The organism is Streptomyces sp. NPDC088785 (assembly GCF_044750685.1).
Taxonomy (GTDB): Bacteria; Actinomycetota; Actinomycetes; order Streptomycetales; family Streptomycetaceae; genus Streptomyces.
This window is the reverse complement of the sequence record NZ_JBIVKH010000014.1, coordinates 31,375-54,186: the sequence shown is the minus strand read 5'-3', so window position 1 is coordinate 54,186 and position 22,812 is coordinate 31,375. Positions and strand designations below refer to the sequence as shown.

The 22,812-nt window shown below is 73.1% G+C and carries 18 protein-coding genes; 8 read left to right on the top strand and 10 right to left on the bottom strand.

The window, feature by feature from the left end; genetic code table 11:
- Positions 1 to 169 precede the first annotated feature (169 nt).
- Positions 170 to 3,271: a family 78 glycoside hydrolase catalytic domain gene (locus ACIP5K_RS29300; RefSeq protein WP_401414312.1), complete on the top strand. Its 3,102-nt coding sequence runs from the start codon at positions 170 to 172 to the stop codon at positions 3,269 to 3,271.
- 51 nt (positions 3,272 to 3,322) lie between these two features.
- Here the strand turns inward: ACIP5K_RS29300 and ACIP5K_RS29295 are convergent, their stop codons facing one another.
- The 6 genes from ACIP5K_RS29295 to ACIP5K_RS29270 form a co-directional block, all read right to left on the bottom strand.
- Positions 3,323 to 4,360: a LacI family DNA-binding transcriptional regulator gene (locus ACIP5K_RS29295; RefSeq protein WP_401414311.1), complete on the bottom strand. Its 1,038-nt coding sequence runs from the start codon at positions 4,358 to 4,360 to the stop codon at positions 3,323 to 3,325.
- Positions 4,353 to 4,673, bottom strand: coding sequence for an L-rhamnose mutarotase (locus ACIP5K_RS29290; protein WP_401414309.1), 321 nt, complete (start codon positions 4,671 to 4,673; stop codon positions 4,353 to 4,355). Before ACIP5K_RS29290 ends, ACIP5K_RS29295 begins: the two co-directional genes overlap by 8 nt.
- A 22-nt stretch (positions 4,674 to 4,695) precedes the next feature.
- On the bottom strand, positions 4,696 to 5,781 hold the full coding sequence (rhaS, locus tag ACIP5K_RS29285; protein ID WP_401414307.1) for a rhamnose ABC transporter substrate-binding protein: 1,086 nt from the start codon (positions 5,779 to 5,781) through the stop codon (positions 4,696 to 4,698).
- 64 nt (positions 5,782 to 5,845) lie between these two features.
- Positions 5,846 to 6,868: an ABC transporter permease gene (locus ACIP5K_RS29280; RefSeq protein ID WP_401414305.1), complete on the bottom strand. Its 1,023-nt coding sequence runs from the start codon at positions 6,866 to 6,868 to the stop codon at positions 5,846 to 5,848.
- A complete protein-coding gene (locus tag ACIP5K_RS29275; protein ID WP_401414303.1) occupies positions 6,861 to 7,916 on the bottom strand; it encodes an ABC transporter permease in 1,056 nt (351 codons plus the stop codon). The genes ACIP5K_RS29280 and ACIP5K_RS29275 overlap by 8 nt, the downstream gene beginning before the upstream one ends.
- A gap of 73 nt (positions 7,917 to 7,989) precedes the next feature.
- Positions 7,990 to 9,501: a sugar ABC transporter ATP-binding protein gene (locus ACIP5K_RS29270; RefSeq protein WP_401414302.1), complete on the bottom strand. Its 1,512-nt coding sequence runs from the start codon at positions 9,499 to 9,501 to the stop codon at positions 7,990 to 7,992.
- Positions 9,502 to 9,867: 366 nt separating this feature from the next.
- Between ACIP5K_RS29270 and rhaI the strand changes: the two genes are divergently transcribed.
- The 7 genes from rhaI (at position 9,868) to ACIP5K_RS29235 (ending at position 19,101) form a co-directional block, all read left to right on the top strand.
- Positions 9,868 to 11,034, top strand: coding sequence for an L-rhamnose isomerase (gene rhaI / locus ACIP5K_RS29265; RefSeq protein WP_401414299.1), 1,167 nt, complete (start codon positions 9,868 to 9,870; stop codon positions 11,032 to 11,034).
- 130 nt (positions 11,035 to 11,164) lie between these two features.
- Positions 11,165 to 13,204 (top strand): bifunctional aldolase/short-chain dehydrogenase, encoded by a 2,040-nt coding sequence (locus ACIP5K_RS29260; RefSeq protein WP_401414297.1) that lies wholly within the window; start codon positions 11,165 to 11,167, stop codon positions 13,202 to 13,204.
- A 270-nt stretch (positions 13,205 to 13,474) separates the two neighbouring features.
- A complete protein-coding gene (locus tag ACIP5K_RS29255; RefSeq protein ID WP_401414295.1) occupies positions 13,475 to 14,917 on the top strand; it encodes a rhamnulokinase family protein in 1,443 nt (480 codons plus the stop codon).
- 84 nt (positions 14,918 to 15,001) lie between these two features.
- Positions 15,002 to 15,775 carry a (Fe-S)-binding protein gene (locus ACIP5K_RS29250; RefSeq protein WP_401414293.1) on the top strand — a complete coding sequence of 258 codons (774 nt, stop codon included), beginning with the start codon at positions 15,002 to 15,004 and terminating at the stop codon, positions 15,773 to 15,775.
- Positions 15,772 to 17,268, top strand: coding sequence for a lactate utilization protein B (locus ACIP5K_RS29245; protein ID WP_401414291.1), 1,497 nt, complete (start codon positions 15,772 to 15,774; stop codon positions 17,266 to 17,268). Before ACIP5K_RS29250 ends, ACIP5K_RS29245 begins: the two co-directional genes overlap by 4 nt.
- A complete protein-coding gene (locus ACIP5K_RS29240; protein WP_401414288.1) occupies positions 17,265 to 17,915 on the top strand; it encodes a lactate utilization protein C in 651 nt (216 codons plus the stop codon). Before ACIP5K_RS29245 ends, ACIP5K_RS29240 begins: the two co-directional genes overlap by 4 nt.
- 22 nt (positions 17,916 to 17,937) lie before the next feature.
- The gene (locus tag ACIP5K_RS29235) at positions 17,938 to 19,101 is read left to right on the top strand and encodes an ABC transporter ATP-binding protein (RefSeq protein WP_401414286.1); all 1,164 of its coding nucleotides are present in this window, start codon (positions 17,938 to 17,940) and stop codon (positions 19,099 to 19,101) included.
- Between the two features lie 28 nt (positions 19,102 to 19,129).
- On the opposite strand, the gene ACIP5K_RS29230 is transcribed toward ACIP5K_RS29235, so the two are convergent.
- The 4 genes from ACIP5K_RS29230 to ACIP5K_RS29215 form a co-directional block, all read right to left on the bottom strand.
- A complete protein-coding gene (locus ACIP5K_RS29230) occupies positions 19,130 to 20,320 on the bottom strand; it encodes an NAD(P)/FAD-dependent oxidoreductase (protein ID WP_401414284.1) in 1,191 nt (396 codons plus the stop codon).
- An 87-nt stretch (positions 20,321 to 20,407) separates the two neighbouring features.
- Positions 20,408 to 21,355 carry an ABC transporter substrate-binding protein gene (locus tag ACIP5K_RS29225; protein WP_401414282.1) on the bottom strand — a complete coding sequence of 316 codons (948 nt, stop codon included), beginning with the start codon at positions 21,353 to 21,355 and terminating at the stop codon, positions 20,408 to 20,410.
- The gene (locus ACIP5K_RS29220) at positions 21,352 to 22,026 is read right to left on the bottom strand and encodes an ABC transporter permease (protein ID WP_401414280.1); all 675 of its coding nucleotides are present in this window, start codon (positions 22,024 to 22,026) and stop codon (positions 21,352 to 21,354) included. The genes ACIP5K_RS29225 and ACIP5K_RS29220 overlap by 4 nt, the downstream gene beginning before the upstream one ends.
- Positions 22,023 to 22,706, bottom strand: coding sequence for an ABC transporter permease (locus tag ACIP5K_RS29215; protein WP_401414540.1), 684 nt, complete (start codon positions 22,704 to 22,706; stop codon positions 22,023 to 22,025). Before ACIP5K_RS29215 ends, ACIP5K_RS29220 begins: the two co-directional genes overlap by 4 nt.
- Positions 22,707 to 22,812: the final 106 nt, after the last annotated feature.

The following is a 22,812-nucleotide window of genomic DNA, read 5'->3' as shown; positions in this document are numbered from 1 at the left end:
GGACCGATCACACCAGGGTCATCACTGCACACCTCTTGCCACTGACTACGGCGGCCCGTAGGTTCCTGGGCCCCGCGTTGAATCGTTTGAAACCGTTCAATCGCGGGGCTGTGCCGCACCGCTCCCCCACCATCCGGAGCACCTTCACCGTCGAAGGGAAACCTCACCGATGAGCAGCGACATCCGACGCAGGACCGTCCTCGCCGCGACCGCGGGCGCCGTGCCCGTCGTGGCCGCGGCGGGCACGTTCGCGTCCGCGTCCCCCGCCCAGGCGGCGCCCGCGGCCCCGGGCGGCGACGACGCCGTGACCGGGCTGACCGTCGAGCACCGCGTCGATCCGCTCGGCACCGACGCCGCCCGGCCGCGCCTCGGCTGGCGGCTCGGATCGACGCGGCGCGGGCTCGCGCAGGGCGCCTACCGCATCCGGGTGGCGTCCTCCGCGGCCCGGGCCGCCGCCGGGCGCGGCGACGTCTGGGACAGCGGGCGCGTGCGCTCCGCCGACTCGGTCGCCGTCGCCTACGACGGACCCCGACTCCAGGCGTCCACACGGTACTTCTGGACCGTGGCCGTCTGGGACGACAGGGGCCGCCCGGTCGGCACCTCGGCCCCCGCCCGGTTCGAGACGGGTCTGCTGAGCACCGACGGCGTCACGCGCTGGGACGGCGCGCAGTGGATCGGCATGAAGGGCAAGGCCCCGAACTCGGCGGGCGCGCCGCAGCTGCGCGCCGAGACCCCGCTCGGCGCGCGCAAGAAGGTCCGCGAGGCCCGGCTGTACGTCTCGGCGCTCGGCGTCTACGAGTTCTACGTCAACGGCGCCCGGGTCACCGTGCCGCAGGACGGCGGCCGCGCCACCGAACTGCTCACACCCGGCTGGACCAACTACGACATGACCGTGAACTACATGACGTACGACGTCACGGACCTGGTCGCGGGCGGTGGCGGCCGGGTCACGGTGGGCGCGGTGCTCGGCAACGGCTGGTACAACGCCCGGATATCCGAGGGCAGTACGTACTACTCCGAGGACGGCAACCCCCTCGCCCTCAAGGCCAAGCTGCTCGTGCGCTACACCGACGGCTCCACCCAGTCGCTGGTCACGAAGGAGGGCAGCGGCTGGAAGGCCACCGACACCGGGCCCCACCGCGCCGACGACATCTACGACGGCCAGACCTACGACGCCCGGCGGGAGCTCGACGGCTGGGCGGACCACGGCTTCGACACCGGGGACTGGGCCGACGTCGAACAGGTCGGCTACGCGGCGAAGTACCCCGACGCGAAGCTCGTCGCCTACCCCGGCGAGACGGCCCGGCTGATGGACGCCTGGGACCGCACGCCGACGTCGGTGACCGTCTACGCCGAGGTGACCGGGGAGTCGTCCAGCGCGAACGGCAGGGGCGAGATCGTCCCCGACCCGGACCGCTCGACGACGACGCGGCCCGGGCCGCTCACCCTGCGCACCGGCGACACCGCCGTGTTCGACCTCGGCCAGAACCTGGTGGGCGTCCCCCGCTACGCGGTGCGGGGCCCGGCCGGGGCCCGGCTCGTCGTCAGGACGGGCGAGATGCTGAACGACGACAGCGCGGGCGCGGACGGCCCGGCCGGCTCGCTCTACCGCGCCAACCTGCGCTCGGCGAAGTCCACCAGCACCTACGTCCTCAAGGGCTCCGACAGCGCGGAGACCCATGAGGACTCGCTGTCGTTCTACGGCTTCCGGTACGTGTCCGTGGAGGTGACCACGCCCGACACCGAGGTCACCTTCTCGGGGCTCGTGGGCCGGGTCGGGACGTCGTCGCTGCACGACACGGGCAGCATCAGCACGGACGACGACGCCGTCAACCAGCTGATCAGCAACGTGCGGTGGGGGCAGCGCGGCAACTACCTGTGGGTGCCCACCGACTGCCCGCAGCGCGACGAGCGGCTCGGCTGGACCGGCGACACCCAGGTCTTCTCGCACACCGGCCTGTACAACACGCGCGACGCGGTCCCCTTCCTCAGCCAGTTCGAGTCGATCCTCATCGAGTCGCAGCGGATCTACGGCGTGGACGGCGCCCAGTTCACGGCGGTGGCCCCCGGCAACCGCTACAACGCGGCGTCCCCGTGCAGCGGTTGGGCGGACTGCGGCGTCGTCGTGCCGTGGACGGTGTGGCAGATGAGCGGCGACGCGACGATCATCGACCGCAGCTGGGACGCGATGGCCCACTACCTCGACTGGATCCGGCGGAAGGGCGGCGACACCTACGTGGGCCAGGGCGCGATCTTCGCGGACTGGCTGGCGTTCCAGAACACCGGCACGCAGTTGATGAGCGACGTCTACTACGCGTACAGCGTGCGCCTGATGGCCCAGATGGGCCGGGCCACGGGCCGCGCCGCCGAGGCCGCCGCGTACGACGACCTCTTCACCCGGATCCGCAGGGCGTTCCTCGCGAAGTACGTCCGGACCGACGGCGACGCGATCACCGTGAGGTCGAGCATCGGCGGCAAGCCGCCGATGGGCGGCGACCCGGAGGACAACAGCCAGTCCGCGCTGCTGTGGGTCCTCAAGCTCGGCTTCTACGACACCGAGGCGCAACGCCGCGCGCTGGTGGACCTGCTGGCCGAGAACATCGGCAACGACGCCGCGTACAAGGCGGCCCATCCGGACAGTGCGCGCGTGCCCTACGCGGAGAACACCCTCTCGGTCGGCTTCCTCGGCTCGAACGTCATCGCGCCGGTCCTCACCGACGAGGGCCGCGCCGACCTCGCGTACCGGCTGCTCCACCAGGACGCGATGCCGTCGTGGCTGTACTCGGTGAAGAACGGCGCCACGACGATCTGGGAGCGCTGGAACTCGTACTCCGAGGAGGACGGGTTCGGGCCGGTGGAGATGAACTCGTTCAACCACTACTCCTACGGCGCGATCATGGAGTGGATGTACACCTCCATGGCGGGCATCGCCGGGGATCCCGACCACCCGGGCTTCCGGCGGTTCCGGCTGCGGCCGCACCTGGACCCGACCGGTGGCATCACCCGGGTCGAGGGACGGCACCTGTCTCCGTACGGCGAGATCACCAGCGCGTGGTCGCTGGCGGCCGACGGGACGCTGACGTACGAGGCGACGGTGCCGGCCGGCACCGAGGCGACGCTGGCGCTGCCCGCGCTGTCGGCGGACGCCGTCCGGGAGGGGCGCACCCCGCTCGGTTCCGTGGCCGGGGTGCGGCTGGAGGGCTTCGCGGACGGCACGGCCACGTTCCGGCTGCCGTCGGGCCGGTACCGGCTGACCAGCACGGTCCGCTGACGCGGGCGGGGGCCGGACGTGTCGTCCGGCCCCCGTGGCGGGCGGGCGCGGTCAGGGCCGCGCCCTGCTGGAGTCCCGCACGACCAGCTCGGGCCGCAGCACCACGTGGCGATGCCGGTGCTGCGCCGCCCGCTCCCCCGTCTCCTGGAGCAGCAGTTCGGCGGCGATCGTGCCCAGGGTGAGCGCGGGGCGCCGTACCGAGGTGAGCGGGACCGTGGCCGCCGCCGCGAACTCGATGTCGTCGTAGCCGACGATGGACAGGTCCTCGGGAACCCGCACCCCGGCCGCGTACAGCGCCTGGAGCACGCCGAGCGCGAGGAGGTCGTTGGCGCAGAACACGGCGGTCGGCCGCGGGGAGAGGCCGAGCAGCCGGGCGCCCGCGTCGCGGCCCGCCGCCACGTCGAGGCGCTCGGTGGGCAGTTCGCGCAGCAGGGTGTCCGGCAGGCCGGCGTCGGTGAGCGCCTTGCGGGCGCCCTTCCTGCGGTCCTGCACCTGGCGCAGGTGCGGCGGTCCGCTGACGAACGCGAGCGAGCGGTGGCCGCCCGCGACCAGGTGCCCCAGGGCGAGGGCGCCGCCCGACACGTCGTCGACGGCGACGGAGCAGCCCTCCTCGTCCCCGGCGACCCGGTCCACGACCACGTACGGAATGCCGTGCCGGCCGAAGTCGCGCAGGGTGCTGCCGCTGGGGTCCGCCGGGGTGATCAGCGCGCCCCGCACCCGCTGCTCGGCGAAGAGGGAGAGGTATTCGCCCTCCTCGGCCGGGTCCTGGCCGCTGTTGCACACCATGACGCCCAGGCCCGCGTCGCGTGCGGCGCGCTCGGCGCCGCGCGCGACGTCGACGAAGAACGGGTTGCCCATGTCGAGGACGAGCAGGCCCATCATGCGGCTGCGGCCCGCCCGCAGCTGGCGGGCGTACTCGCTGCGGACGTAGCCGAGACGGGCGATGACCTGCTGGACGTGCCGGCGGGTCGGCTCGGCGACCCGGTGCGGCTGGTTGAGGACGTTGGAGACGGTGCCCACGGAGACTCCCGCCGCGTGGGCCACGTCCTTGATTCCGGCCGTGGACCGGCCGCCCGGCCGCTCAGGCAAGGTGGAAGACCTCGGTGAGCGGCCGCATCGCGGCGTCCGGTGCCCGCCCGTCGAGTTCCTCGAAGAAGGAGGCCGTCCCCGCCTGCCAGCGGGCGTTGACGTCGGTGGCGTCCATGGCGGCCCGCGCGGCGTCGAAGTCCTCCGTCTCCAGATAGCCGACGAGGGTGCCGTCCTCGTGCAGGAAGAGCGAGTAGTTGTGCCAGCCGGCCGCCGTCAGCGCCTCCCGCATCTCCCGCCACACGTCCTCGTGGCGGGCGCGGTAGGCGTCGACGCGGTCGGCCCTGACCTTGAGCAGGAAGCAGACGCGCTGCATGTCCGTCGGGTCCCTTCGCCGCTCAGAACTTGTAGTCGTCGATGTTCTTCTCGTCGAAGACGGTCGGCTTGCCGAGCGAGACGACGCCGTCCTTGCCGATGGTGAACTCGCCGAGGTCGCCGGCCTTGAAGGTCTCGCCGTCCTTGCCGGTGATCTGGCCGGACTGGAGGGCGACGGCGGTGTGGGCGGCGAGCGCGCCCAGCTTCGCCGGGTCCCACAGCTCGAAGGCGTCGACGGTGCCGTTCTTGACGTAGGCCCGCATGTCGTTGGGGGTGCCGAGGCCGGTCAGCTTGACCTTGCCCTTGTACTTGGAGCCGGCGAGGTACTGGGCGGCGGCCTTGATGCCGACGGTGGTCGGGGAGATGATCCCCTTCAGGTTCGGGTGCTCCTGGAGCAGGCCCTGCGTCTGCTGGAACGACTTCTGGGCGTCGTCGTCGCCGTAGGCCGTCTTGACGAGCTTGATGTCCTTGTAGGCGGGCTTCTTCAGCTCGTCCTTCATGTAGTCGATCCACGTGTTCTGGTTGGTGGCCGTCTGGGCCGCCGAGAGGATCGCGATCTCGCCCTTGCCGCCGATCTGCCGGGCCAGCTGCTGGACCTGGGTGCGGCCGAGGTCCTCGGCGGAGGCCTGCGAGACGAACACGTTGCGGCAGTCGGCCTTGGTGTCGGAGTCGTACGTGACGACGCTGACGCCGTTCTTCATCGCCTGCTTCAGCGCGGTGCACAGGGCGCCCGGGTCCTGGGCGGACACGGCGATGCCGTCGACCTGCTGCTGGGTGAGGGTGTTGACGTAGGAGACCTGGCCGGAGGTGTCGGTGCCGCTGCTGGTGCCGACCTCCTTGTACGACGAGCCGAGTTGCTGGAGCGCCTTCTTGCCGCCGTTGTCGGAGGTGGTGAAGTACGGGTTGTTGACCTGCTTGGGCAGGAAGGCGACCGTGAGGCCCTTCTTGGTGGCCGCGTTCGGGTCGGCCTTGCCCGCGGCGTTGGACTTCGCCGCCTCCTTGTTCGCGTCGTCCTTCGTGGTGCCGCCGCACGCGGTGGCACCGACGACGAGGGCGGTGGTGACGGCGAGCGCCGCGGTGAGCCGGCGGGTTCGGGCGGTGACGGACATGAGGGTTCCTTCGCGCTGGTGGTGCGGACGGGTGGGGTGGGCGAGCGGGGTGCGGGGCCGCGCGTCAGGTGACGGCGGCGGGTGCGGGCGGTGGCGCGGCGGCGGTCCTGCGGCGGGCGCGGGACTGGGCGACCTGACGGCCGACGCGCGGGGCGAGCACGGAGATCACGAGGAGGACGCCGGTGACGACGATCTGGGACTGCGAGGAGACGTTGAGCAGGCTCATCACGTTCTGGAGGGAGCCGAGCAGGAACACTCCGGCGACGGCGCCGCCGAGGGTGCCCCGGCCGCCGTCGAAGTCGATGCCGCCGAGCAGCACGGCGGCGATGACGGACAGCTCCAGGCCGGTGGCGTTGTCGTAGCGGGCGCTGGCGTAGTGCAGGGCCCAGAAGACGCCGGTGAGGGCGGACAGCAGGCCGGTCGTCACGAACATGGACAGCTTGAGCCGCTTGACGCGGACCCCGGCGAACCGGGCGGCCTCCTCGTTGGCGCCGATCGCGAACAGCGAGCGGCCCACGCGGGTGGCGTGCAGGACGACGAGGGCGAGGGCGAGCAGGATCACGAAGGGCAGCGCGGCGTACGGGACGAACGTGTCGCCGAACCGGCCCGCGCCGAAGTCCAGGTACCGCGTGGGGAAGTCGGTGACCGAGTCGGAGCCGAGGACGATCTGCGCGATGCCCCGGTAGGCGGCCATGGTGCCGATGGTGACGGCGAGGGAGGGCAGTCCGAGCCGGGTCACGAGCAGGCCGTTGACCAGGCCGCAGACGACGCCGAGGAGCAGGCAGAGCGGGATGATCGTCTCGATGGCCATGCCGTTGTTCCACAGGGCGCCCATGACGGCGCCGGACAGGCCCGCCGTGGAGCCGACCGACAGGTCGACCTCGCCGGACACGACGAGCAGCGTCATGGGCAGGGCGATGAGCGCGATCGGCAGGGTGTTGCCGATCAGGAACGACACGTTGAGCGCGTTGCCGAAGTTGTCGACGAACGAGAAGGAGCAGAGCAGCAGGACGATCAGCAGGGCGCCGACGGCGGTGTCCCAGCGCACCAGGTTCTTCGCGGATGCGGCCTTGAGCGGGTCAGGCATGGCGGGCGCTCCTCATCTGTGCGGCCTGCTTGCGGAGCACGGCGGCGACGCGCAGCGCCAGGATCCGGTCGACGGCGATGGCGAGCAGCAGCAGCACGCCGTTGATGGCGGTGACCCAGACGGAGCTGACGCCGATGGCGGGCAGCACGCTGTTGATGGAGGTCAGCAGCAGGGCGCCGAGGGCCGCGCCGTAGACGGTGCCGGAGCCGCCGGTGAAGGCGACGCCGCCGACCACGACGGCGCTGACGACGGTGAGTTCGTAGCCGTTTCCGGTGCCGGAGTCGACGTTGCCGAAGCGGGCCAGGTACAGGGCGCCGGCGAGTCCGGCGAGCGCGCCGCACAGCACGTAGGCGGTCATGATGCGTTTGCGGACGGGGATGCCGGCGAGGTTCGCGGCCTCGGGGCTGGAGCCGAGCGCGTACATCTCCCGGCCGCTGCGGAAGCTGCGCAGGTAGTAGCCGACGCAGAGCAGCACGGCGAGGGCGAGCAGCGCCAGGTAGGGGACGATCCACAGCCCGTCGTGGCCGAAGTCGACGAAGGTGTCCGGCAGGTCGGCGGCGACGATCTGTTCGGAGCCGACCCAGATGGAGTCGATGCCGCGGACCACGTAGAGCGTGCCGAGGGTGACGACGAGGGCGGGCACCTTGCCGAGGCTGACGAGCGCGCCGTTCAGGACGCCGAACACGGCGCCGATGGCGACGGCGTAGACCACGGCGACGAGGGAGCTGCCGCCGCTCTGGAGGTAGTCGCCCGCGGCGAAGGCGGAGATGCCGAGCACCGAGCCGACGGAGAGGTCGACGTTGCGGGTGAGGACGACGACGGCCTGGCCGGTGGCGACGAGGACGAGGATGGTGGCGTTGAGGAGGAGGTCCTTGACGCCCTGTTCGGACAGGAACTCGGTGTTGGACAGTTCGGTGGCGAGCAGCATCAGGACGAGCACGCCGGCCACGGCCAGCTCGCGCGCCTTGAACACCTTGTCGAGGAGGCGGCGCCCGGCGGTGGGCCCGGGGGCGGCGTCCTCGTGCACGGGCTGCGCTGTCATGGTCACGGTGCGGACAACTCCCTCGGGGACGCGGGACCGCGTCGGTCGGCGGCCGCGCCGCGGGGTGCGTTCGGGAGGATCACGCGGCCCTCCCCGTCGCGGCGGCCATGACGGTCTCCTCGGTGGCCTCGGCCCGGGAGAGTTCGGCGGCGAGGCGGCCCTCGTGCATGACGAGCACCCGGTCGGCCATGCCGAGGACCTCGGGCAGGTCCGACGAGATCATCAGGACGGCGACGCCCTCGGCGGCGAGCGACGACAGGAGGCGGTGCACCTCGGCTTTGGTGCCGACGTCGATGCCGCGCGTCGGCTCGTCGACGATGAGCACCTGCGGCCCGGTGGCCAGCCACTTGGCGAGGACGACCTTCTGCTGGTTGCCGCCGGAGAGGGTGCCGACGACGTCGGCGAGACGCGCGTACTTCACCTGGAGGCGCACCGCCCAGTCGAGGGAACGGCTGCGCTCGGCCCGGCGGTTCATCAGGCCGGCCCGGCTGGTGTCGGCGAAGCCGGTCAGGCCGATGTTGCGCTCGATGGAGAGGTCCATCACCAGGCCCTGGGCGCGCCGGTCCTCGGGGACGAGGGCGAGGCCCGCGTGCATCGCGAGGCTGGGGGCGCCGGGCCTGAGCCGCTTGCCGAGCACCTCGACCTCGCCGCCGTTGAAGCGGTCGACGCCGAAGACGGCGCGGGCCACCTCGCTGCGTCCGGCGCCGACGAGCCCGGCGAGGCCGACGATCTCGCCGCGGCGCACGTCGAAGGAGATGTCGGTGAAGACGCCCTCGCGGGTCAGCCGGCGCACGCTGAGCGCCACGTCGCCCAGGCGGGTCTCCTGCTTGGGGTAGAGCTCGTCGAGGTCGCGGCCGACCATGCGGCGCACGAGGTCGTCCTCGGCGAGCCCGTCGAGCGGTTCGCTGCTCACCCAGGCGCCGTCGCGCAGGGTGGTGACGCGCTGGCACAGCTCGAAGATCTCCTCCAGGCGGTGCGAGATGAACAGGACGGCGGCGCCCTGTTCGCGCAGCGTCCGCACGACGCCGAAGAGGCGGGCGACCTCGCTGCCGGTGAGGGCGGCGGTCGGCTCGTCCATGATGAGGACCCGGGCGTCGAAGGAGAGCGCCTTGGCGATCTCGACGAGCTGCTGGTCGGCGATGGACAGGCCGCGGGCGGGCTGGTCCGGGTCGAGTGCGACGCCGAGCCGCTCGAACAGGGCGGCCGTCGCGCCGTGCACCGCGCGGTGGTCGACGCGGCCGAGGGAGCGGCGCGGCTGGCGGCCCATGAAGATGTTCTCGGCGATCGACAGGTCGGGGAAGAGCGTCGGCTCCTGGTAGATGACGGCGACGCCGGCGTCGCGCGCGTCGGCGGGGCCGTGGAACTCCACGGGCGCGCCGTCGAGCAGCACCCTGCCGGAGTCCGGCCGGTGCACCCCGGCCAGGGTCTTGATCAGGGTCGACTTGCCCGCGCCGTTCTCCCCGGCCAGGGCGTGCGCCTCGCCGGGGTACAGGCGCAGGCTGACGCCGCGCAGGGCGCGTACGGCTCCGAAGGACTTGCTCACCTCCTCCAGCGCGAGCACCGGAGTCGTCTCCGGTTCGGGATGCGTCATGACATGTCTCCGTGGGTCTGCGAGAGGGGGGCGGGCCGGTGCCGTGCCGGGTGCACGAGCGGTGGCCGAGGGCGTCGGACGGACTTCCCCGCCACCCGACGTGAAATGTTTCAGTGAAGTTGCCCGGAAGCTAGCCCCGCCCCGGCGAGGAGGTCAAGGGGTGGGGGCCAGAGGGATCGCACGACGTGCGACACGATTGCGTAACGCAGTTGACGTCTCGCGCGACCTCTTGACGGCCGCTTCCGCCGGGGCTAACTTCCCCACCAAAGTGAATCGATTCACGCATCGTGGTTCACGTTTTCCCGCTCCTCGCCCGTGCCCGCCCCGACCGGGGGCATGCGGCAACCCGCGCACTCAGAGGTGGACATGCCTGACATCGCTGCCGTGAAGGCCGCACTCGCCGACCAGCGGATCGAGACACCGTCCTGGGGCTACGGCAACTCCGGCACCCGGTTCAAGGTGTTCGCCCGGGCCGGTGTGCCGCGCACGCCCCAGGAGAAGCTGGACGACGCGGCGAAGGTCCACGAGTTCACCGGTATCGCCCCGAAGGTCGCGCTGCACATCCCCTGGGACACGGTCGACGACTACGCGGCGCTCGGCGCGTACGCGAAGGAGCGCGGCCTGGAGCTGGGAACGGTCAACTCCAACACCTTCCAGGACGACGACTACCGGCTGGGCAGCGTCTGCGCCCCCGACCCGAAGGTCCGCCGCAAGGCCGTGGAGCACCTGCTGGCCTGCGTCGACATCATGGACGCGACGGGGTCGAAGGACCTGAAGCTGTGGTTCGCCGACGGCACCAACTACCCCGGCCAGGACGACATCGTGGCCCGCCAGGACCGGCTCGCCGAATCGCTGGCGACGGTCTACGAGCGGCTCGGCGCCGACCAGCGGCTGCTCCTGGAGTACAAGTTCTTCGAGCCGGCCTTCTACGCGACGGACGTCCCCGACTGGGGCACCTCCTACCTCCAGTGCGTGAAGCTCGGCGACAGGGCGCAGGTCGTGGTGGACACCGGGCACCACGCGCCGGGCACCAACATCGAGTTCATCGTCGCGCTGCTGCTGCGCGAGGGGAAGCTCGGCGGCTTCGACTTCAACTCCCGCTTCTACGCCGACGACGACCTGATGGCGGGCTCCGCCGACCCCTTCCAGCTCTTCCGGATCCTGTACGAGGTCGCGCGGGGCGACGGCTTCGACCCGGCGACGAACGTGGCGTTCATGCTCGACCAGTGCCACAACGTCGAGGAGAAGATCCCGGCGGTCGTCCGCTCGGTGATGAACGTGCAGGAGGCGACGGCGAAGGCGCTGCTCGTCGACCGCGAGGCCCTCGGCGCGGCGCAGGCCGGGGGCGATGTCCTGGCGGCGAACGCGGTGCTGATGGACGCCTACAACACCGATGTGCGCCCGCTGCTGGCCGAGTGGCGCGAGGAGCGGGGCCTGCACCCGGACCCGGTCGCCGGGTACGCGGCCTCGGGGTGGCAGGAGCGGATCGTGGCCGAGCGGGTGGGCGGCCGACAGGCCGGCTGGGGCGCGTGAGCCGCACCCGCACCACCCGCACCACCCGCACCACCCCGGAGCGGCACCCACCCCGGAGCGGCACCACCCGGGCCGCCCCACCGGGCCGCTCGCGCAGAACCCCTCGGCCCCCGAACCACTAGGACCCTTCATGGCTGTGCACCCTGACGTCGCCGCTCTCCTGGAGCGCTCCAACCGGCTCGGCGCCGACCCCCGCAACACCAACTACGCAGGCGGCAACACCTCCGCGAAGGCGTTCGGCCCCGACCCGGTGACCGGCGGCGAGGTCGAGCTGATGTGGGTGAAGGGCTCGGGCGGCGACCTGGGCACGCTCACCGAGCCCGGTCTCGCGGTGCTGCGCGTCGACCGGCTGCGCGCCCTGACCGAGGTGTACCCGGGCGAGGCGCGCGAGGACGAGATGGTCGCCGCGTTCGACTACTGCCTGCACGGCAGGGGCGGCGCCGCGCCCTCCATCGACACGGCCATGCACGGTCTGGTGGACGCCGCCCACGTCGACCACCTGCACCCCGACTCCGGGATCGCGCTGGCCTGCGCCGCCGACGGCGAGAAGCTGACCGCGCGCTGCTTCGGCGACCGGGTGGTGTGGGTGCCGTGGCGGCGCCCCGGCTTCCAGCTCGGCCTGGACATCGCCGCCGTCAAGGCCGCGAACCCCGGGGCCGTCGGCTGTGTCCTCGGCGGGCACGGCATCACCGCGTGGGGCGACACGGCCGCGGAGTGCGAGGCGAACTCGCTGTTCATCATCCGTACCGCGGAGGCGTTCCTCGCCGAGCACGGCAGGGCCGAGCCGTTCGGCCCGGTCCTCGACGGGTACGCGGCGCTCGACCCGGCCGGACGACGGGCGCGGGCCGCCGCGCTCGCCCCGCTGATCCGCGGCCTCGCCTCCACGGACCGCCCCCAGGTCGGCCACTTCGACGACTCCGACGCCGTCCTCGACTTCCTCGCCCGCGCCGAGCACCCGCGCCTGGCCGCGCTCGGCACCTCCTGCCCCGACCACTTCCTGCGCACGAAGGTCCGCCCGCTCGTCCTCGACCTGCCGCCCACGGCCGGCCTCGACACGGTGGCGGCCCGGCTGCGGGAACTGCACGCCGCCTACCGCGAGGAGTACGCCGCCTACTACGAGCGCCACGCGCGCCCCGACTCCCCCGCGATGCGCGGCGCCGACCCGGCCGTCGTCCTCGTCCCCGGCGTCGGCATGTTCTCCTTCGGCAAGGACAAGCAGACGGCGCGGGTGGCGGGCGAGTTCTACCTCAACGCCGTCAACGTGATGCGCGGCGCCGAGGCGGTCTCCACCTACGCGCCGATCGAGGAGTCGGAGAAGTTCCGCATCGAGTACTGGTCCCTTGAGGAGGCCAAGCTCCGGCGGATGCCCTCGCCCAAGCCGCTCGCGACCCGGGTGGCGCTCGTGACGGGCGCGGGCAGCGGCATCGGCCGGGCGATCGCCCACCGGCTGGCGGCCGAGGGCGCCTGCGTCGTGGTGGCCGACGTGAACGCCGGGGGCGCCGCCGCCGTCGCGGACGAACTCGGCGGGCCCGACACGGCGATCGCCGTCACCGTCGACGTCACGTCGCAGGAGCGGATCGCCGAGGCGTTCGCGGCGGCCGCGCTCGCCTTCGGCGGAGTCGACCTGGTCGTCAACAACGCCGGTATCTCCATCTCCAAGCCGCTCCTGGACACCACCGTCGAGGACTGGGACCTCCAGCACGACATCATGGCCCGCGGCTCCTTCCTCGTCTCGCGCGAGGCGGCCCGTGTGATGAAGGCGCAGGGCATGGGCGGCGACCTCGTCTACATCGCCTCCAAGAACGCGGTCTTCGCGGGCCCGAACAACATCGCCTACTCCGCCACCAAGGCCGACCAGGCCCACCAGGTCCGCCTCCTGGCCGCCGAGTTGGGCGGCGACGGCATCCGGGTCAACGGCGTCAACCCCGACGGGGTGGTACGCGGCTCCGGAATCTTCGCGGGCGGCTGGGGGGCGCAGCGCGCGGCGACGTACGGGATCGAGGAGGAGAAGCTGGGCGAGTTCTACGCCCAGCGCACCCTGCTCAAGCGGGAGGTCCTTCCCGAGCACGTCGCGAACGCCGTGTTCGCCCTCACCGGCGGCGACCTGACCCACACGACGGGTCTGCACGTCCCGGTCGACGCGGGAGTGGCGGCGGCCTTCCTGCGCTGAACCCCGGTCCGGGGAAGTGGAGGGGCGGGGAAGCGGAGGGGGCGGGGGAAGCGGAGGGGGCGGGGGAAGCGGAGGGGGCGGGGGGGAAGCGGGGTGGGCGGGGCGCGGCGGGCGGCCGCACACCGCCCCGCCGCGTACCGCCTCGCCAGCCACCCCCGCCGCACACCGCCTCGCCGGCCCTCTCCCGCCGTGCCCCGCCGCCCCTCGCCCGCCGCCCCTCGCCCGCCGCGCCCCGGCCACCCCGACCCGCACCTCCCCCGGAGCCACACCATGCCCGAACTCCCCTACGCCGCGGTCGACCTGGGCGCGTCGAGCGGCCGCGTCATGACCGCGCGGGTCGCCCCCGGCACCCTCACCCTGACGCAGGCCCACCGCTTCCCGAACCGGCCGGTCCGCACCGGGAACGCCCTCCGGTGGGACGTCCTCGCGCTGTACGCGGGCGTCCTCGACGGGCTGCGTGCGGCGGGCCCGGTGCGTTCCGTCGGCATCGACAGCTGGGCCGTCGACCACGGGCTGCTCGACGCCGACGGACAGCTGCTCGGCAATCCGTACCACTACCGCGACACCCGCACCGAGCACATCGCGGAGCAGGTCTGGGCGAAGATCCCCGCGTCCGAGCTGTACGCGGCCACCGGCATCCAGTACGCGCCGTTCAACACCCTGTACCAGCTCGCCGCCGCCCGCGACACCAGCCAACTCCGTGCCGCCGAAAGGCTGTTGCTGATACCGGACCTGCTGGCGTTCTGGCTGACGGGCCGCGCGGGCACGGAGCTGACCAACGCCTCCACCACCCAGCTGATCGACCCGGGCACCCGCGACTGGGCGCGCACGGTGGCGGCCCGCGCGGGCATCGACCTCGGGCTCTTCCCGCCGCTGCGCCGGCCCGGGGACCCGGCCGGGGAGCTGCTGCCGCACGTGCTGGAGGAGACCGGCCTGACCGGTCCGGTCCCGGTCACCACGGTCGCCTCCCACGACACCGCGTCGGCGGTGGTCGCGGTCCCGGCCGCCACCCCCCGCTTCGCGTACATCTGCACCGGGACGTGGTCCCTCGCGGGCCTCGAACTCGACGCGCCGGTCCGCACCGAGGAGAGCCGCGCCGCGAACTTCACCAACGAGCTGGGCATCGACGGCACGGTCCGCTACCTGCGCAACATCATGGGTCTGTGGCTGCTCCAGGAGTGCCAGCGCGACTGGCGGGAGCCGGACGTGACCGCGCTGCTCGACGCGGCGGCGAGGGTGGCGCCGCTGCGCTCGGTGGTGGACGCCGGCCACCGCGACTTCCTGGCACCCGGCGGCATGCCCGCGCGGATCGCCGCCGCCTGCCGCGCGAGCGGCCAGCCCGAGCCGCGCACCCGCGCCGAGATCACCCGCTGCATCCTCGACTCGCTCGCGCTGGCGCACCGCGGGGCCGTCACGGACGCGGCCCGGCTGGCGGACCGGGAGGTCGATGCCGTGCACATCGTCGGCGGCGGCGCCCGCAACGCGCTGCTGTGCCAACTCACCGCCGACGCCTGCGGACTGCCCGTCGTGGCCGGTCCCGCGGAGGCGGCGGCGCTCGGCAACGCCCTCGTGCAGGCCCGCGCCGACGGCGTCGTGGGCGACCTGCCCTCGATGCGGCGACTCGTCGGGGCCACGCAGCCGTCGACCCGGTACGAGCCGCGCGGCGACCGGGCGGCGTGGACGGCCGCCCACGCCCGGGTCACCGACTCGTGACCGGGGGTCGCCGACCACGTACGCTGCACGCAACCGCAGTACCCGTCCGATGACCGAGCCGCACCGACGACCGAAGGGGCCACGATGCGTGTCGCGCTCTTCCTGACCTGCGTCAACGACACGCTGTACCCGGACACGGGCCGTGCCGTGGTGAAACTGCTGACCAGACTGGGCGTGGAGGTGGACTTCCCGGCCGCCCAGACCTGCTGCGGACAGCCGCACTACAACACCGGGTACCGCCACGAGGCCGAACCGCTGGCTCGCCACTACTCCGATGTCTTCGGCCCGGGTCTCGCCTCGGGTGATTACGACGCGATCGTCACGCCGTCCGGTTCGTGCGCGGCGATGGTGCGCGAGCTGTACCCGCGCATGGGCGAGCGGGCCCGCGCGGAGGGCCGCGGCGACCACCTCGCCACGACGCTGGCGCCGGTCGTCCCGAAGACGTACGAGCTGACCGAGTTCCTGGTGGACGTGCTCGGTGTCACCGACGTCGGGGCCAGCTACCCGCACACGGTGACGTACCACCCGACCTGCCACGGCCTGCGCTCGCTCGGCCTCGGCGACCGGCCGACCCGACTGCTGCGCGCCGTCAGGGGACTTGAGCTGGTGGAGCTGCCCGGCGCGCAGGAGTGCTGCGGCTTCGGCGGCACCTTCGCCGTGAAGAACGCCGACGTGTCGGCGGCGATGGGCACCGACAAGGTCCGCAACGCCGAGTCCACCGGCGCCGACACGCTCTGCGCGGCCGACAACTCGTGCCTCATGCACCTGGGCGGCACGATGTCGCGCCTGCGGGTCGGCATGCGGCCGGTGCACCTCGCGGAGATCCTGGCGAGCACGGAGGAGGACCCCCTGTCATGAGCGGCACGAACGGTACGAGCGGCACCTATCTCGGCATGCCCGCCTTCCCCGCGGCCGCGCACGACGCGGTGCGGAACACCACGCTGCGTGCCAACCTGCGGCACGCCACGCACACCATCCGCGACAAGCGGGCCCGCGCCGTCGCCGAACTCGACGACTGGGCGCAGCTGCGCGAGGCCGGCAAGCAGATCAAGGACCACACGCTGCGCCATCTGGAGCACTACCTGGTCCAGTTGGAGGAGTCGGTCACGGCGGCGGGCGGCACCGTCCACTGGGCGGTCGACGCGGACGAGGCCAACCGCATCGTCACCCGGCTGGTGCGCGAGACCGGGGAGACGGAGGTCGTCAAGGTCAAGTCGATGGCCACCCAGGAGACCGGCCTCAACGAACACCTGGAGGCGGCCGGCATCCACGCCTACGAGACCGACCTCGCCGAACTGATCGTGCAGCTCGGCGAGGACCGCCCCTCGCACATCCTGGTCCCCGCCATCCACCGCAACCGCGGCGAGATCCGCGACATCTTCGACCGGGAGATGGGCCGCTGGGGCCGGCCGGCGCCGGACGGGCTCACCGACACCCCCGCCGAACTCGCCGAGGCCGCCCGGCTGCACCTGCGGGAGAAGTTCCTGCGGGCCAAGGTCGGTGTCTCGGGCGCCAACTTCATGGTCGCCGAGACCGGCACCCTCGTCGTGGTCGAGTCCGAGGGCAACGGCCGGATGTGCCTGACCCTGCCCGAGACCCTGATCTCGGTCGTCGGCATCGAGAAGATCGTGCCCACCTGGCGGGACCTGGAGGTCTTCCTCCAGACCCTGCCCCGCTCCTCGACGGCCGAGCGGATGAACCCCTACACGTCGATGTGGACGGGCACCCGCGACGGCGACGGCCCGCGCGCCTTCCACCTGGTCCTCCTCGACAACGGCCGCACCGACACCCTCGCCGACGAGGTCGGACGGCAGGCGCTGCGCTGCATCCGCTGCTCGGCCTGCCTCAACGTCTGCCCCGTGTACGAGCGGGCCGGCGGACACGCCTACGGATCGGTCTACCCCGGCCCCATCGGCGCCATCCTGAGCCCGCAGCTGCGCGGCACCGGGAGCGCCGTCGACGCCTCCCTCCCGTACGCGTCGTCGCTGTGCGGCGCCTGCTACGAGGTCTGTCCCGTCGCCATCGACATCCCCGAGGTCCTCGTCCACCTGCGCGAGCGGGTCGTGCAGGGCGGTGAGGCGACCCGGCGCGGCGCGCGGGTCACCCTCAAACCCGCCAAGGGGCACGCGGCGGAACGCGCCGCGATGCGCGCCGCGCGCTGGGCCTTCACCCATCCGGCCGCCCTCGCCACCGGGCAGCGCCTCGCCGCGCGCACCCGCCGCTTCCATCCCCGCACGCTCCCGGGTCCGGGACGGGCCTGGACGGCGACCAGGGACCTCCCCGCGATCCCCGCGGAGTCCTTCCGCGACTGGTGGCAGCGGACCGACGGCGGAAAGGACACCGGCAAGTGAGCAGCAGCAGGGACGTGGTCCTGGGCCGGGTCCGGCGGGCGCTCGGCGGCCCCGTCGCGCCCCCGGCCTCGTACGCCACCGACATCGACCGCGCGTACCGGAGCGAGCACGGCGAGCGGACCGCGCAGGAGACGGTCGAGCTGCTCGCCGAGAACCTCTCGGACTACCGGGCGATCGTGCACCGCGCGGACTCCGCCGGGCTGCCGGAGCTGCTCATGCGGCTCCTCGCGGCGCGCGGAGCGCGCAGCGTGCTGGTCCCGCCGGGGCTGCCCCCGCGGTGGATGTCGGCCGTCACGGCGACACCGGTCCCCGACCGGGCGGACAGCACCGCGGCGGAACTCGACCGGGTCGCCAGCGTGGTCACCGGGTGCGCCGTGGCAATCGCCGAGACGGGCACCCTCGTCCTCGACGCCTCCCCCGACCAGGGCCGCCGCCGGATCACCCTCGTGCCCGACCACCACATCGTGGTCGTACGGGTGCCCGACCAGGTCGTCCCCGCCGTCCCGCAGGCCCTCGGCCGGCTCGACCCGACGCGCCCGCTGACCTGGATCTCGGGCCCGTCCGCGACCAGCGATATCGAACTGGACCGGGTCGAGGGGGTGCACGGACCGCGCACCCTGGAGGTGGTCCTGGTGAGCGGGGAGTGAGCGGCGCGGTTAGCGTGACTGCATGATCCGGTTCGATCAGGTCACCAAGCGGTACGCGGACGGCACGACGGCGGTGGACGGCCTCTCCTTCGAGGTCGCCGAGGGCGAACTGGTCACGCTCGTCGGCCCGTCCGGCTGTGGCAAGACCACGACGATGATGATGGTGAACCGGCTCATCGAGCCGACGTCGGGCCGCATCTTCGTCGACGGCGAGGACATCGCCACCGTCGACCCGGTGCGGCTGCGCCGGCGCATCGGCTACGTCATCCAGCAGGTCGGCCTGTTCCCGCACCGCACCATCCTCGACAACACCGCGACCGTCCCGGCCCTGATCGGCTGGAAGAAGGCCCGGGCGCGGGCGCGCGCCGCCGAACTGCTCGACCTGGTGGGCCTGGACCCGTCGACGTACGGCGACCGCTACCCGGAGCAGCTCTCGGGCGGCCAGCGCCAGCGCGTCGGCGTGGCCCGCGCGCTCGCGGCCGACCCGCCGGTCCTCCTCATGGACGAACCGTTCGGCGCGGTCGACCCGGTGGTGCGCGAGCAGTTGCAGGACGAGTTCCTGCGGATGCAGGCCGCGGTGCGCAAGACGGTCCTCCTCGTCACCCACGACATCGAGGAGGCGGTCCGGCTCGGCGACCGCATCGCGGTGTACGGGCAGGGGCGCATCGAGCAGTTCGACACGCCGGGCGCGGTCCTGGGCACGCCCGCGACGCCCTACGTCGCCGATTTCGTCGGCGCGGACCGGGGCCTGAAGCGGCTGTCGGTGACGCGGATCGAGCCGGACGACCTGGAGCAGCCCGCGGTGGCCCGGCTGGACGACTCGGCGGCGGACGCGGCGGCCCGGATGCGGGAGGCGGGCGCCCGCTGGGCGGTGGTCCTCGATCCGGAGGGCGATCTGCACGGCTGGGTCGGGCTCGACGAGGCGGCGCTGGCCGGGCGGGGCGGCCGGGTGTCGGACCTCGCGCACCGCATGAACGCCTGGGTGCCGGTCGGCGCCCCGCTCAAGCAGGCGTTCGGCGTGATGCTCCAGCACGACGCGGGCTGGGTCGCGGTCCTGGACGGCTCCCGCTTCCTCGGGGTCCTCACCCCGGCGAAGCTGCACGAGGCGCTGCGCCGCTCGGTCGACGCCGACGCGCAGGGGATCGGGCGGGACGAGGTGTCGTTCGACTCGGTCGCCGACGCGTGACAGCGCCGCGGGAGCGGAAAGCCTCACCCTAGACCTCAGCTTGAGCCTCGGCGTCGTGGACCGCGGCCGAGGGGCGGGCGCCCCGCCGGTCCATGGCGCGCAGGTTCTCGTCGTGCACGGCGTCGTCGGCCGGCCGGTCCGGACGGTAGGCGGCGAGGTCGGTCACGGCCGTCCCGCCGACGATCTCCCGCGCGGCGAGTTCGCCGAGGACGGGGGCCAGGGTGACACCGCTGTGCGACACCAGGTGGTACAGGCCGGGCGCCGCCACCGCCGCTCCCACCAGCGGCAGACCGTCCAGGGGTACGGGCCTGACGCCGGTGCGGGCGTCGGCGATCCCCACGCGGGCGACGCCGGGGAGGAGGGCGGCGGCGCGCCGGTGCAGTTCCCGCGGGAGGCCGGCGTCGGCGCCGCGCAGCCGGGCGTCGATCTCCCAGGACAGCGCGAGCACCCCGCCGTCGGCGGTGGGCCGCAGGTCGAGGCCGGGCACGGTGAGGATCGCGGTGAGCGGCGCCCCGGGCAGCGGCCGGGTCGTCATGATGAGGCCGGGCACCCGTCGCAGCGGCAGCCGCACCCCGGCGAGGGCGGCGACGCGGTCGGCGCCGGGGCCCGCGCAGTTGACGACGGTGTCGGCGTGCCAGGTGCGCGCTCCCGCCCGGACCCCCGTGACGCGCTCCCCGTCGCGCGACAGGCCCGTCACCCCCGTGCCGTAGTGCAGTTCGACGGTGCCTCGGCGGGCGGCGGCGTCGAGCAGCGTCCGCACGAAGCGGGGCGCGTCGAACCAGGCGCCGCCGCCGTGCACGACGATCTCCTCGCCGGCGCAGGCGGCCGGGTCGGCGGCGGGGGCGAGGTCGCGCAGCGCGGAGGCGGGCGCGAGGCGGCAGTCATGGCCCCACTCGCGGGCCCGTGCCGCGTTCTCGCGCAGGGTGCGCCGCCCGTCCTCGTCGTCCGCCCACTGGAGGTGCGGCACCGGATGCCGCCAGCCGGGCCCGCCCAGTTCGTCGGCGAGGCGCAGATGGCCCTCGGAGCCGCGCCGGTTCAGCCGGTGGTAGGCGTACGGGGTCTTGAGGTGGGCGACGTCGGCGGCGAAGGTGGCCCCGGACGTCCCGGCCGCGGGTCCGGGGGCCTGCTCCACGAGGACGACGTGGGCGCCCGCGCGGGCGAGGTGGTAGGTGACACTGGCGCCGAGGACGCCCGCGCCGATGACGACGACCCGGTTCATAAGAGTCCCCGTTTCCGGTGCTCAAGGAGGGGAGGGTGGGCGTCCGCGTTCCCCGAACCGGCCGCCGCACACCCGCTTCCCACCGGTCTACTTCAGCAGCCCCTTGTCCTTCAGATAGGTGCGTGCGACGTCCTCGGGCAGCCGCCGCCAGCTGTCGACCTGCTGGTTGAGGGAGGCGAGGTCCTCGGTGGTGAGCACCGGATCGAGGGCGCCGAGCGCCCCTGCGACCTTGTCGCTGCCGGCGCGGGAGCGGTTGACGACGGGCACGATGTAGTCGGCGTTCTGGAGGTGCTTGTCATCGTCGAGGAGCACCAGCCCGAAGTCGGTGAGGGTGGCGTCCGTGCTGGTGGTGAGCACCATCTGGTCCTGCCCGTTCTGCACGGCCTGCTTCGCCTGGGTGGTGCCGACGCCCTTGGGGTCGACGCCGGTGATGTCGATGCCGTAGACCTTCTTCAGCCCTGGCTCGCAGTACGGGCGTTGCACGCACTCGTCGCCCGCGGCGAGCCGCACCTTCAGCCCGGAGGCGCCCAGGTCGCTGAGGGTCTTGAGGTGGTGTTCCTTCGCGTAGGCGGCGGTGACGGCGAAGGCGTTCTGGTCGACGGCGCGGCCGGGGTCGAGGACCGTCAGGCCGCGGGGTGCGGCGAGGGCGCGCAGTGCCTCGACGGTGGCGTCCAGGTCGGGCGAGCCGACCGGTTGCGCGTCGGCGCCGTGCGTCTTGGCGTTGAGCCAGTCGGCGAAGGTGGCGGCGTACTCCGGGACGACGTCGATCTGCCCGGATTCGAGGGCGGGTTCGTACAGCTCGCGGTTGGCGACGGAGAGGATCTCGGTCTTGTAGCCGGCGTTCTCCAGCAGCAGGGAGTACATGGTGGCGAGGAGGTCGCTCTCGGTGAACCCGGCCGAACCGATCACCAGGTGCTTGCTGTCCCCCGGCGGCGCGGTCACCTCCCCCCGGTTCTCCAGGGAGGGCCCGCCGCCGCACCCGGCGAGCAGCGCCGCCGAGGCCGCCGCCGCGGCGCACCACCGCAGCCGCCTCATCCGGCCCTCCCCCGCGTCCAGGCGGGAGCGAGCCGCTCGGCGACCTCGAACAGCCCCTCGACGACGAGGGCGAAGCCCGCGACGAGCACCGCCCCGGCGACCACCTGCGGGGTGCTCGCCAAGTTGAACCCGGCGGTGATGATCCGCCCGAGCCCGCCGCCGCCCGCGAGGGCGGCGATGGTCGCGGTGGCGACGAGCTGTACGGCGGCGATCCGCACCCCGTTCATGATCATCGGGAGGGCGAGCGGCACCTCGACCTTCCACAGCATCTGCGAGCCGGTCATGCCCATGCCGCGGGCGGCCCGCACGACGCCGCGGTCCACGCCGCGCATGCCCACGTACGCGTTGGTGAGCAGCGGCGGCACCGCGAACAGGACCAGCGCGACGACGGTGGGCCCCTCCCCGTACCGCCCGAGCGGGGTGAGCAGGAGCAGCACGAGCACGGCGAAGGTGGGCACGGCCCGTCCCACGTTGGAGATGTTGACGGCGAGCGCGCCGCCCCGGCCGAGGTGTCCGAGGACGAGGGCGACGGGCAGGGCGATGAGGCAGCTCACGACGAGGCAGACGACCGTCAGCAGCAGGTGTTCCTGGAGGCGGTGCCAGATGCCGTCGCCGCCCGACCAGTGGGCCGGGTCGGTGAGCCAGTTCCAGGCGTCGGTGAGGGTCTTCACGCGTTCGCCGCCCTCGTCCAGGGGGTGAGCAGCCGTCCGAGCCAGAGCAGCAGCAGGTCGGCGACGACGGCGATGACGACGCACAGGACGGACGCGGTCAGCACCTGCGCCTTGAAGTACGTGTTCATTCCGGAGTAGATGAGGTTGCCGAGTCCGCCGTGTCCGACGATGGCGCCGACGGTCACCAGGGACACGGCCGACACGGTGGCGATGCGCAGCCCGGCGAGGGCGGCGGGCAGGGCGAGCGGCAGTTCCACGGTGAGCAGCAGCCGGACGGGCCCGTAGCCCATGCCCCGGGCGGCCTGCCGGGTCTCCTCGGGGACGGCCCGCAGCCCGGCGAGGATGTTCCGGACGAGCAGCGTCAGGGAGTACAGCACGAGCCCGGCGACGACGAGCGTCGCGGACAGCCCGTACGCGGGCAGCAGCAGCGAGAACATCGCCAGCGACGGAATCGTGTACAGGACGGTCGTCAGCGCGAGCACCGGGCCGGTGGCCCAGCCCCAGCGCCGGGCGACGACGGCCAGCGGCACGGCGATGACCAGCGCGATCGCGACGGCCACGACGGTGATCTGGAGGTGCTGGAGCACCGCGTCGAGCAGGATGTGGCGGCGCGTGCTCAGGTACGCGCCGCAGATCCAGTCGTTGCGGGCGAGACAGTCGTCCGGCGGCGCGCCGGACACCGCGTTCACCGCCGGTACTGCGATCACGAGGGGCACTCCACCATTCCAGGGGCCCGCGCGGGAGTCGGCGCGTTGGGATGGCCCGTACGGGCGGTGTCCGCCCGGC

What these genes read in the sequence shown, in the direction of transcription:
- ACIP5K_RS29250 (WP_401414293.1), top strand. Translation starts at nt 15,002, where the DNA reads ATGCGTGTCGCGCTCTTCCTGACCTGCGTCAACGACACGCTGTACCCG.
- ACIP5K_RS29260 (WP_401414297.1), top strand. Translation starts at nt 11,165, where the DNA reads ATGGCTGTGCACCCTGACGTCGCCGCTCTCCTGGAGCGCTCCAACCGG.
- ACIP5K_RS29280 (WP_401414305.1), bottom strand. Translation starts at nt 6,868, where the DNA reads ATGCCTGACCCGCTCAAGGCCGCATCCGCGAAGAACCTGGTGCGCTGG.
- ACIP5K_RS29300 (WP_401414312.1), top strand. Translation starts at nt 170, where the DNA reads ATGAGCAGCGACATCCGACGCAGGACCGTCCTCGCCGCGACCGCGGGC.
- ACIP5K_RS29235 (WP_401414286.1), top strand. Translation starts at nt 17,938, where the DNA reads ATGATCCGGTTCGATCAGGTCACCAAGCGGTACGCGGACGGCACGACG.
- ACIP5K_RS29230 (WP_401414284.1), bottom strand. Translation starts at nt 20,320, where the DNA reads ATGAACCGGGTCGTCGTCATCGGCGCGGGCGTCCTCGGCGCCAGTGTC.
- rhaI (WP_401414299.1), top strand. Translation starts at nt 9,868, where the DNA reads ATGCCTGACATCGCTGCCGTGAAGGCCGCACTCGCCGACCAGCGGATC.
- ACIP5K_RS29290 (WP_401414309.1), bottom strand. Translation starts at nt 4,673, where the DNA reads ATGCAGCGCGTCTGCTTCCTGCTCAAGGTCAGGGCCGACCGCGTCGAC.
- ACIP5K_RS29245 (WP_401414291.1), top strand. Translation starts at nt 15,772, where the DNA reads ATGAGCGGCACGAACGGTACGAGCGGCACCTATCTCGGCATGCCCGCC.
- ACIP5K_RS29225 (WP_401414282.1), bottom strand. Translation starts at nt 21,355, where the DNA reads ATGAGGCGGCTGCGGTGGTGCGCCGCGGCGGCGGCCTCGGCGGCGCTG.
- ACIP5K_RS29270 (WP_401414302.1), bottom strand. Translation starts at nt 9,501, where the DNA reads ATGACGCATCCCGAACCGGAGACGACTCCGGTGCTCGCGCTGGAGGAG.
- rhaS (WP_401414307.1), bottom strand. Translation starts at nt 5,781, where the DNA reads ATGTCCGTCACCGCCCGAACCCGCCGGCTCACCGCGGCGCTCGCCGTC.
- ACIP5K_RS29255 (WP_401414295.1), top strand. Translation starts at nt 13,475, where the DNA reads ATGCCCGAACTCCCCTACGCCGCGGTCGACCTGGGCGCGTCGAGCGGC.